Raw genomic sequence first — 10,567 nt, forward strand, 5'->3', positions numbered from 1 at the left:
CAAATAGGCGGCAAGTATACAGCCCCGGACACCATCGAACAGTCGGCTTTGGTCGGGCACTGTCGACCTTTTGTGAACTACCCATTTCATGGGCGCCCCCTTATGATGTCCCCCAGACTCTTTTACCCTGCGATCTCCCATGGCCGATTCTGCTTTTTTCTGCACCCTGTCTCACGAAGGCGTTCTCGCGGTCCGCGGCGCGGATGCCAGCAAATTTCTGCAAGGCCAACTGACCTGCAACCTCAATTACCTGAGCGACACCCAGGCCAGCCTCGGCGCGCGTTGCACCCAGAAAGGCCGGATGCAATCGAGCTTCCGCATTCTGCTGCAAGGTGATGGCGTGCTCATGGCCATGGCCACCGAGCTGCTGGAGCCGCAACTGGCGGACCTGAAGAAGTACGCGGTGTTCTCCAAATCGAAATTGACCGATGAAAGCGCTGCCTGGGTCCGCTTCGGCGTTGACCATGGCGATGCCGCCCTGATCGCCCTGGGCCTCGAACTGCCGGCGGACACCGACAGCGTGGCGCGCAATGACGGATTGATCGCCATCCGCGTTTCACCGGACCGCGCCGAACTCTGGGCTGCCGCCGATCAGGCCGACGTCATCAAGGGCCGGTTATCTGCTGTGCTGACCGAGGGCGATCTCAATCAATGGCTGCTGGGCCAGGTCCGCGCTGGGATCGGCCAGGTCATGCCGGGCACACGCGAATTGTTCATTCCGCAGATGCTCAATCTGCAGGCCGTCGGCGGCGTGAGCTTCAAGAAAGGTTGCTACACCGGCCAGGAAATCGTTGCGCGGATGCAGTACCTGGGCAAACTCAAGCGCCGCTTGTATCGTCTGAAGCTGGACGCCAGTGCATTGCCTGAACCCGGCACCCCCTTGTTTTCCCCGACACACGGCAGTTCCATCGGCGAAGTGGTGATTGCCGCGCACGCCGGACAAAACATTGAACTCCTGGCCGTCTTGCAAGCCGAAGCGGCGGAAGGTGGCGACGTCCATCTCGGCGCGATCGAAGGGCCGGCCCTGCATCTGCTTGACTTGCCTTATGAACTGGATCGCGATCGCGAGATCCAGCGTTAACAGCAGTATTTGTTGCAACACCCTAGAGAAAAGAAATGAGCGATTTGGCGGATAAGGTCCAACAGGATTTGGTTGAGGCCATCGATAACGATGACCTGGTTCTGCCAACGTTGCCGGAAGTGGCCCTGCAGATTCGCAAGGCCGCTGAAGACCCGGAAATAAGTGTCAGCACCCTGAGTAAAGTGATTGGCCGTGATACGGCGCTGTCGGCGCGCCTGATCAAAGTGGTCAATAGCCCGCTGCTGCGCGCGACCCAGGAAGTCACTGACTTGCACACGGCAATCACGCGCCTGGGCGTCAATTACAGCAGCAACCTGGCCATCGGTCTGGTCATGGAGCAGATTTTCCATGCGCGCTCTGACGTGGTGGAGAAAAAGATGCGCGATGTCTGGCGCAAAAGCCTGGAAATCGCCGGGGTCAGCTACGCGCTGTGCCGCAGTTACACGCAGCTCAAGCCCGATCAGGCGGCGCTGGGCGGACTGGTGCATCAGATTGGTGTACTGCCGATCCTGACCTACGCCGAAGACCACTACGAGCTGCTGTCGGACCCGGTCAGCCTGAACCATGTGATCGACCACATTCACCCGCTGCTCGGCGACAAACTGCTCAGGGTCTGGGAGTTTCCGGAAATGCTGGTACAGGTGCCGGGGCTGTATCTGGACTTCAAGCGCGAGTCCGAGCGCGTCGACTATGTGGATCTGGTGCAAGTGGCCAGTTTGTATTGCCACAAGGACACCGACCACCCCATCGCCCGTATCGACCCGCTCGGCGTGCCGGCCTTCAAGAAGCTGGGAATCGACCCGGAGAATGAGTCGATGTGCAGGGATCTGGAAGAATCGCGGTCGATGTTCTATTAAAAGCTTCGCGGGCAAGCCTCGCTCCTACAAGTTCGATGACGACCTGTAGGAGCGAGGCTTGCCCGCGAAGATGCCACCATTATTCTCCCGCGATAAAACTCACCCGCACCTTCAACCCCGCCTGCTCGCCATCGTGCAGGCTGATCTGTGCCAGATGCGCGCGGCAGATCTCGCCGACAATCGCCAACCCCAACCCCGACCCGGCCACCTGCTGGTTGCGCCGATAGAAGCGCTCGAACACCCGATCACGCTCTTCCAGCGGAATCCCCGGCCCATCGTCCTCGACCTCCAGCACCGCCGGCGCCGAGACCCGCAGGATCACATTGCCGCCAGGCGGCGTATGGGCCAGCGCGTTGTCCACCAGATTGCTCAACAGCTCGTTCAGCAGCGTCGGCTCACCGCGCAGCCACACCGGTTCGTCTGCCTCCAGCGCCAGCGCCACGCCGCGGGCATGGGCCAGCGGCGCCATCGCCATGCCCAGCTCCCGGGCCAGCTGACTCAGATCGAGTAATTGTGCACCGCCCTCGGCAATCGCCCGGGCACCGTTTTCGACACGCGCCAGCGACAGCAATTGGTTGGCCAGATGGGTCAAACGATCCGTGCCTTGCGCTGCCGTTTCCAGCGTATTGCGCCAGGTTTCGGGTTCGCCCGAACGCAGGCCGAGTTCAAGTCGCGCCTTGAGCGCCGCCAGCGGCGTGCGCAGTTCATGCGCAGCATCGGCAATGAACTGCGCCTGACGTTCGAACTGCCCGCGCAGGCGCTCGGTAAAGTGATTGAGCGCACGCACCAACGGCCACAACTCTCGCTGCACCTCCACCAGCGGCAGCGGCCGCAAGTCATCGGACTGGCGCTCTTCCACCGCCGTGCGCAAGCGTTCCAATGGGCGCAACGCCGCACTCACCGCAAACCACACCATCAGCAACGCGCCGACCGCCAGCATGCCCAGCCGCAACAACGTGTCTGCCGCCAGGCTACGGGCCATGCTGACGCGTGCCTCGTCGGTTTCCGCCACGCGAATTTCCGCCATGCCGTTCATGTTCGGTTCGCTCACGGGCTTGAGCAGGCTGACCACCCGCACGTTCTGCCCCCGATACGTCGCGTTGTAGAAACGGGCAAGCGCCGGATAGTCATCGGTGCGCGGCGTTCCCGGTGGTGGAGCGGGAAGGTTTTCGTAGCCGGAAATCAGGTTCTGGTGAATGTCGTTGACCAGGTAAAAAATTCGCCCGGCACTGTCGTAGGCAAACGTATCCAGCGCCACGTAAGGCACATCGGCACTGAGCGTTCCGTCACGCTGGGATACCCCGGCGGCGATGGTTCGCGCCGAGGCCAGCAAGGTCCGGTCATACGCGGTGTCGGCAGCTTCGCGACCATTCCAGTACGCGCTCAATCCACTGGCCAGCATCAACACCACCAGCAACAGCGCGAGGTTCCACAGCAACCGCCAGCGCAGGCTGCTGGGCTTATGCATCACGGCTTTCCAGCAAATAGCCAAGACCGCGGAACGTCACGATGGCGACCGGTTGGCCGTCGAGTTTCTTGCGCAAACGGTGGACGTAGATTTCGATGGCGTCGGGGCTGGCTTCTTCGTCGAGACCAAACACCTGGGCGGCCAGTTGTTCCTTGCTCATCACCCGACCGGGACGCGCAATCAGCGCTTCGAGCACCGCTTGTTCGCGGGAGGTCAGGGTCAGCAATTCGTCGCCGAGGGTGAAGCGTCGGGTGTCCAGATCGTAAGCCAGCACGCCGCAGGTCTGCTGCCGTTCGCCGCCGAGCACACTGCGACGCAGCAAGGCTTTGACCCGGGCTTCGAGCTCGGTCAGTTCGAACGGCTTGGCCAGGTAATCGTCAGCGCCGAGGTTCAAGCCATGCACGCGATCCTTGACGTCGCTGCGGGCGGTCAGCATCAGCACCGGCAGATTCTTGCCCCGGGCCCGCAAGCGCGCCAGCACCTCGAAGCCATCCATGCGCGGCAGGCCGACATCGAGGATCGCCATGGCGTATTCCTCGCTGCTCAGCGCCAGGTCGGCGGCCACGCCGTCGTGCAGCACATCCACGGTCAACCCGGTGCTCTTGAGCGCCTGGGCGACACTGTCGGCGAGTTGCAGATGGTCTTCGACGAGCAGAACACGCATGGATCTTTACCTCATTCAGGGATGTTCGACGCCATTCTTTGGCGCGGAGTTTACAGCCGCATCCGCCGCTGTGAAGCCCGAAAACCGTGAAAGTCCGCTGAAAGGTTAGTGAAAGGTTCGACCGTTAGAGTCGGCCCACGGATGGTTTCGACTGAAAGCCATCGATCGTGCTTTGAAATGTAGCTCCCGAAAAACGCCTCGATGCGTTTTCGCCAATAAGAACAATAACGAGGTACTTCGCCATGCTGTCCACACAGCTCCAGGTTTGCCCGCCTCATCTCTTTTTTCAATTCCCGTCGTTTACGTTTGTCAGCGCCATCACCGGCTGCGCGACGCGAAACTGCCGCACCTGAAACATCCCCAAAAACAACAACTCCCGTGGAGACAACAATGAATCGATCACTGCGCCGTTTCGCCCTCGCCGCCAGCTGCATGCTGTTTGCCGGCCAACTGATGGCCGAGCCCAAGCGCCCGGAATGCATCGCCCCGGCCTCGCCCGGCGGCGGTTTCGACCTGACCTGCAAACTGGCGCAAAGCGCGCTGATGAACGAGAAACTGCTGAGCAAACCGATGCGCGTGACCTACATGCCCGGCGGTGTCGGCGCAGTGGCGTACAACGCGGTGGTCGCTCAACGTCCGGCCGACGCCGGCACGCTCGTGGCGTGGTCCAGCGGTTCGTTGCTGAACCTGGCCCAGGGCAAGTTCGGTCGCTTCGATGAAACCAACGTGCGCTGGCTGGCAGCGGTCGGCACCAGCTACGGCGCCATCGCGGTGAAAAGCGATTCGCCTTACAAGACCCTCGACGATCTCGTTCAGGCGCTGAAGAAAGATCCAAGCAAAGTGGTGATCGGTTCCGGCGGCACCGTCGGCAGCCAGGACTGGATGCAAACCGCGCTGATCGCCAAGGCCGCCGGGATCAACCCGCGCGATCTGCGTTACGTCGCCCTCGAAGGTGGCGGCGAAATCGCCACCGCCCTGCTAGGCGGCCACATCCAGGTCGGCAGCACCGACATCTCCGACTCCATGCCGCACATCCAGAGCGGTGACATGCGCCTGCTGGCGGTGTTCTCCGATAAGCGCCTGGACGAGCCGGAAATGAAAGACATTCCGACCGCCAAAGAGCAAGGCTACGACATCGTCTGGCCAGTGGTTCGCGGTTTCTACCTCGGGCCAAAAGTCAGCGATGAAGACTACGCCTGGTGGAAAGACTCCTTCGACAAACTGCTGGCTTCCGATGATTTCGCCAAGCTGCGCGATCAGCGTGAACTCTTTCCGTTCGCCATGACCGGCCCGGAACTGGACACCTACGTGAAGAAGCAGGTCGCGGACTACAAAGTGCTGGCCAAAGAGTTCGGCCTGATTCAGTGATCGCCTCTGTCTAGCGGCTGCGGCCCCGCACTGCGGGGTCGCGGCACAGGAGTTCCCCATGCTCGTACAACGCATTTTCGCATCGGTGCTGCTGCTGGCCTGCGCCAGCCTGGTGCTGATGGCCTGGCCCTACCAGGCGCCTTTTTCCTACGAACCGATCGGCCCTCGCGCCTTCCCCTTGCTGATGCTGGGGCTGATGGGAATGGGCTTGATCTACATGGTGTTTCGCCCGTCCCCGATCAAACACTCCGAAGAAGACCCGCCGCTGGATCGTGAAACCCTCCACAAGATCGGCCGCTGCGTGGTGCTGCTGCTGGTGTTCGCCGGCCTGTTCGAGCCGTTGGGCTTCATCCTCAGCAGCATTTTGATCGGCATTCCGATGGCGCGCCTGTACGGCGGACGCTGGTTGCCAAGCGCAGTGATCATCAGCCTGATGAGCATCGGTCTGTACCTGCTGTTCGACAAAGTGATGGACGTGCCGCTGCCTCTGGGTCTGCTCGACGTTCTGGAGAACTGAAATGGATACGCTTGGTTATTTGAGTCACGGCTTCGGCGTCGCACTGACCCCTTACAACCTGGTCACCGCACTCAGCGGCACGCTGATCGGCACCGTCGTCGGCCTGCTGCCCGGCCTCGGTCCGATCAACGGCGTGGCGTTGCTGATCCCGATTGCATTCGCCCTCGGGCTGCCACCAGAGTCGGCGCTGATCCTGCTGGCTGCGGTTTACCTGGGTTGCGAGTACGGCGGCCGGATCAGTTCGATCCTGCTGAACATTCCGGGCGAAGCGTCCACCGTCATGACCACCCTCGACGGTTACCCGATGGCCCGCCAAGGCATGGCCGGTGTCGCGCTGTCGCTGTCGGCGTGGAGTTCGTTCATCGGCGCCTTTATTGCCACGTGCGGGATGGTGGTGTTCGCACCGATCCTGGCGAAATGGGCGATTGCCTTCGGTCCGGCGGAATATTTCGTCCTGATGGTGTTCGCGATTGTCTGCCTCGGCGGCATGGCCGGTGATCGACCGCTGAAGACTTTTATTGCGGCGCTGATCGGCCTGTTCCTGTCGACCGTCGGCATCGACGCCAACAGCGGTGTCTACCGTTTCACCGGCGACAACATCCACCTCACCGACGGCATTCAGTTCGTGGTGTTGGTGCTGGGCCTGTTCTCCATCAGCGAGATTCTGTTGCTGCTGGAAAAAACCCATCGCGGCCAGGAAGCGTTCAAAGCCACCGGCCGCATGATGTTCAACTTCAAGGAAGCTGCGTCGGTGTTCTGGGTGAACATGCGGTGCGGTGTGCTGGGTTTCATCATGGGCGTTTTGCCTGGCGCCGGTGCAACACTTGCCAGCGCCGTGGCCTACATGACCGAGAAACGTATCGCTGGCCCAAGCGGCAAATTCGGACAGGGCGACAAGCGCGGTCTGGCCGCTCCGGAAACCGCCATCGGTGCTGAAGCCTGCGGCGCGCTGGTGCCGATGCTGACCCTGGGCGTTCCCGGTTCGGGCACGACGGCGGTGATGATCGGTGCGTTGTCGCTGTACAACATCACGCCGGGCCCACTGTTGTTCCAACAGCAACCGGACATCGTCTGGGGCCTGATCGCGTCGTTGTTCATTGCCAACATCATGCTGGTGATCCTCAACATTCCAATGATCCGCATCTTCACCCGCATCCTCGCCGTACCGAACTGGGCGCTGGTGCCGATGATCGCAATCATCACCGCCATCGGCGTGTTCGCGGTGCATGCCACCACCTTCGACCTGTTCCTGATGATCGGCATCGGCATCTTCGGCTACATTCTGCGCAAGCTGGATTTCCCGTTGTCGCCGGTTTTGCTGGGCTTCATTCTCGGAGGTTTGATGGAACAGAATCTGCGCCGCGCACTGTCGATTTCCAACGGTTCGCTGGAGATTCTCTGGTCGAGCGGGATCACGCTGGGTGTCTGGGCGCTGATCGTGGTGATGTTGCTGGTGCCGATCCTGCGGATCTGGCGCAAACGTTCGGTCGCTCGTCGCGCGGTCGCCGATGTCTGATCGAACACCCTTCAAGGCCTGGTGGGGTACGCCGCTGGTCGGCGCGCTGGGCGGTTACCTGGCCAGCCAGATCGGCTGGCCACTGCCGTGGATGGTCGGCTCGTTGCTGGCGATCATCCTTGTACGTTGCCTGACACCCTGGCAATTGGCCGAAATCCCTGGCGGCCGCAAGGTCGGCCAGTGGGTCGTCGGCATCGGCATCGGCCTGCACTTCACCCCGGTGGTGATGGAGCAGGTGTTGAGCCACTTTGGCCTGATCTTCTTCGGTGCGTTGATCACCAGCCTGTCCGCCGTGGTCGGGGTCTGGTTGATGCGCCGTACCGGTGAGGATCGCGCCACCGCATTCTTTTCCAGCATGCCCGGCGGCTCCGGGGAGATGGTCAACCTCGGCGCACGCAATGGCGCGGTGCTCAGTCGCGTAGCGGCCGGGCAAAGCCTGCGGGTGCTGGTGGTGGTGCTTTGTGTACCGGCGGCGTTCAAGTATTTGCTGGGCGACGGTGTGCCGGTCTTTCATCCGACGGCCGTCAACTGGTGGTGGCTAGCCCTTCTATTTCCGGCGGGCGCCTTGGCGGCGTGGATTTGGGAACGTTTGCGTCAACCCAACCCTTGGCTGTTCGGGCCGTTGCTGGTGAGTGCGGCGGTGAGCATTGGTTGGGATCTGCACATTGGTTTGCCCAACGGCGCTAGCCAGATTGGCCAATGGCTGATCGGCAGTGGCTTGGGCTGCCACTTCAATCGGCAGTTTTTCCGGCGTGCGCCCTCGTTTATGGGGCGGACGTTGATTGGCACGGTGTTGACCATGTTGATCGCCACGGCGGCAGCCTTGGGATTGAGTGCGCTGACACATCTGGATTTGCGTTCGCTGACCCTGGGCATGATGCCCGGCGGGATTGCGGAGATGAGCCTGACGGCGGAGACCCTGCAATTGTCGGTGCCGCTGGTGACGGCGATGCAGGTGATGCGGTTGTTGTTTGTGTTGTTTTTGGCGGAGCCGTTGTTCAAGTATTGGAATCGGAATCCGGATTCGGTCTGAGAGACCGAGTCGCTCCCTTCGCGGGCAAGCCTCGCTCCTACAGGGTTTGTGTCGTATGTGAATTATATGCTCGACACAAATCCTGTAGGAGCGAGGCTTGCCCGCGAAGCTTTTTAGACTGGCGGCAACCGCCAATCAATCGGCGTCTCGCCATTCTGCTCAAGAAACTTGTTGGTCCGGCTGAAGTGCCCGCACCCGAGAAACCCGCGATAAGCGGACAGCGGTGACGGGTGCACCGACGTCAGCACCAGATGCTTGGTCGCGTCGATCAGCTTCTGTTTGCTCTGGGCATGGGCGCCCCACAGCATGAACACCAGATGCGGTTGCTGTTGGCTGACCACTTCAATAATCCGGTCGGTAAAAAACTGCCAGCCCTTGTCCTTGTGCGCATTGGCGTTGGCCCGCTCAACGGTCATGGTGGTATTGAGCATCAACACGCCCTGATCGGCCCAGCTCTGCAGATAACCGTGATTGGGAATGTCGATGTTCAGGTCGCGTTTCAACTCTTTATAGATGTTCACCAGCGACGGCGGCGCCGGCACGCCCGGTTGCACCGAGAAGCACAAGCCATGGGCCTGGCCTGGCCCGTGATACGGATCCTGACCGAGAATGACGACCTTGACCTTGTCCAGCGGCGTCGAATTGAGCGCGTTGAAAATCATCGGGCCCGGTGGATAAATCTCCTTGCCGGCCGCACGCTCCTGTTGCAGGAAATCGCGCAACTCTGCCATGTAGGGCTGGTCGAATTCGGCACGCAGTGCCTCCTTCCAGCTCGGTTCGAGTTTGATACGGTCGTCAGCAGTCATGGTTACATCCGGCAAAAACAATGGGGCGAACCCTAGGAAAGCCCATCACGCTTGTCAATTGATCTGACGCAGATCCGGCACTTTCCTGCATTGCGATCATACTGAACGCTCAAATTCCCGATCGAGGTCACGATGAATCTGCACTTCGAAGAACTCACCGGCACCGACGGCGCCCGCATCGGCGTTGCCAGCCTGGATGCCGAAAAATCCCTGAACGCCCTGTCCTTGCCGATGATCAACGCCCTGCGCGATCAACTGGACGCTTGGGCCAAGGATCCGCAAATCGTCTGCGTGCTATTGCGCGGTCATGGCGCCAAGGCCTTTTGCGCCGGTGGCGAAGTGCGCAGCCTGGTGGAAGCCTGTCGCGCGCACCCCGGCGTAGTGCCCCCGCTGGCCGCAACTTTCTTCGCGGCGGAATACCGGCTGGACTTCAGCCTGCACACCTACCCGAAACCGCTGATCTGCTGGGGTCACGGTTATGTCCTCGGCGGCGGCATGGGCCTGCTGCAGGGCGCGAACATCCGTATTGTCACGCCGAGCAGCCGTTTGGCGATGCCGGAAATCAGCATTGGTTTGTATCCGGATGTCGGTGCCAGTTGGTTTCTGTCGCGCCTGCCCGGCAAGCTCGGTTTGTTCCTCGGCCTGACTGGCGCGCACATGAACGGTCGCGATGCGATCGATCTGGGCCTGGCCGACCGCTTCCTGCTCGATGAACAGCAAGAAGAGCTGATCGAAGGCCTGCTGCAATTGAACTGGCAGGAACAGACGCCGATGCAGCTCAACAGCCTGCTCAAGGCCTTGCAGCAGGAAGCGCTGGCGCGAATGCCCGAAGCCCAGTGGCTGCCGCGCCGCCAGCAGATCGACGAATTGCTGGATGTCAGTGATGTACGTTGCGCCTGGAAAGCAATCAGCCAACAGCGTGATAGCACGGACTTGGTACTTAGCCGCGCGGCGCGGACCCTGAGTGAAGGTTCGCCGCTGACTGCTCATCTGATCTGGCAACAGATCGCCCGCGCCCGGCATATGTCGCTGGCTCAGGTTTTCCAGATGGAATACACCTTGAGCCTCAACTGCTGCCGGCATCCGGAGTTCAGCGAAGGCGTGCGTGCGCGGTTGATCGACAAAGACCAGAAACCGCACTGGCATTGGCCTGATATCAATCACGTGCCGGATACGGTGGTGGAGGCGCATTTTCGCAAGGTCTGGGAAGGCCGGCATCCGCTGGCGGATTTGTAAGGTCACAAAACGAAATGTGGG

The 10,567-nt window shown here is 61.1% G+C and carries 10 protein-coding genes; 7 read left to right on the plus strand and 3 right to left on the minus strand.

The genetic code is table 11. The features are described 5' to 3' along the window. The first annotated feature begins 139 nt into the window (after nucleotides 1-139). Entirely contained in the window at nucleotides 140-1,081 is a 942-nt protein-coding gene (locus ACM6IO_RS03020; RefSeq protein ID WP_414910875.1) for a YgfZ/GcvT domain-containing protein, read from the plus strand. A gap of 35 nt (nucleotides 1,082-1,116) precedes the next feature. Further along, entirely contained in the window at nucleotides 1,117-1,938 is an 822-nt protein-coding gene (locus ACM6IO_RS03025; protein WP_008034910.1) for an HDOD domain-containing protein, read from the plus strand. A gap of 79 nt (nucleotides 1,939-2,017) precedes the next feature. On the opposite strand, the gene ACM6IO_RS03030 is transcribed toward ACM6IO_RS03025, so the two are convergent. Next, nucleotides 2,018-3,406, minus strand: coding sequence for a sensor histidine kinase (locus tag ACM6IO_RS03030; RefSeq protein WP_008036011.1), 1,389 nt, complete (start codon nucleotides 3,404-3,406; stop codon nucleotides 2,018-2,020). Continuing rightward, entirely contained in the window at nucleotides 3,399-4,070 is a 672-nt protein-coding gene (locus ACM6IO_RS03035; protein WP_008034908.1) for a response regulator, read from the minus strand. Before ACM6IO_RS03035 ends, ACM6IO_RS03030 begins: the two co-directional genes overlap by 8 nt. Nucleotides 4,071-4,460: 390 nt before the next feature. On the opposite strand from ACM6IO_RS03035, the gene ACM6IO_RS03040 reads away from it, so the two are divergent. Genes ACM6IO_RS03040 through ACM6IO_RS03055 form a run of 4 tightly spaced genes read left to right on the plus strand, consistent with a single transcriptional unit; the run spans nucleotide 4,461 to nucleotide 8,504 of the window. Next, the gene (locus tag ACM6IO_RS03040) at nucleotides 4,461-5,438 is read left to right on the plus strand and encodes a Bug family tripartite tricarboxylate transporter substrate binding protein (RefSeq protein ID WP_008036010.1); all 978 of its coding nucleotides are present in this window, start codon (nucleotides 4,461-4,463) and stop codon (nucleotides 5,436-5,438) included. Nucleotides 5,439-5,496: 58 nt separating this feature from the next. Continuing rightward, nucleotides 5,497-5,955 carry a tripartite tricarboxylate transporter TctB family protein gene (locus ACM6IO_RS03045; RefSeq protein ID WP_008034905.1) on the plus strand — a complete coding sequence of 153 codons (459 nt, stop codon included), beginning with the start codon at nucleotides 5,497-5,499 and terminating at the stop codon, nucleotides 5,953-5,955. 1 nt (nucleotide 5,956) lies between these two features. After that, nucleotides 5,957-7,471 (plus strand): tripartite tricarboxylate transporter permease, encoded by a 1,515-nt coding sequence (locus ACM6IO_RS03050; RefSeq protein ID WP_008034898.1) that lies wholly within the window; start codon nucleotides 5,957-5,959, stop codon nucleotides 7,469-7,471. After that, nucleotides 7,464-8,504 carry an AbrB family transcriptional regulator gene (locus ACM6IO_RS03055; protein WP_414910876.1) on the plus strand — a complete coding sequence of 347 codons (1,041 nt, stop codon included), beginning with the start codon at nucleotides 7,464-7,466 and terminating at the stop codon, nucleotides 8,502-8,504. The genes ACM6IO_RS03050 and ACM6IO_RS03055 overlap by 8 nt, the downstream gene beginning before the upstream one ends. Nucleotides 8,505-8,617: 113 nt before the next feature. Here the strand turns inward: ACM6IO_RS03055 and ung are convergent, their stop codons facing one another. Beyond that, nucleotides 8,618-9,310: a uracil-DNA glycosylase gene (gene ung, locus ACM6IO_RS03060; RefSeq protein WP_008025785.1), complete on the minus strand. Its 693-nt coding sequence runs from the start codon at nucleotides 9,308-9,310 to the stop codon at nucleotides 8,618-8,620. A gap of 132 nt (nucleotides 9,311-9,442) precedes the next feature. Between ung and ACM6IO_RS03065 the strand changes: the two genes are divergently transcribed. After that, nucleotides 9,443-10,546 (plus strand): enoyl-CoA hydratase/isomerase family protein, encoded by a 1,104-nt coding sequence (locus tag ACM6IO_RS03065; protein ID WP_414910877.1) that lies wholly within the window; start codon nucleotides 9,443-9,445, stop codon nucleotides 10,544-10,546. The last annotated feature ends 21 nt before the right edge of the window (nucleotides 10,547-10,567 follow it).

The sequence above is a fragment of the Pseudomonas sp. IT-P44 genome (assembly GCF_949768225.1).
Taxonomy (GTDB): domain Bacteria; phylum Pseudomonadota; class Gammaproteobacteria; order Pseudomonadales; family Pseudomonadaceae; genus Aquipseudomonas; species Aquipseudomonas migulae.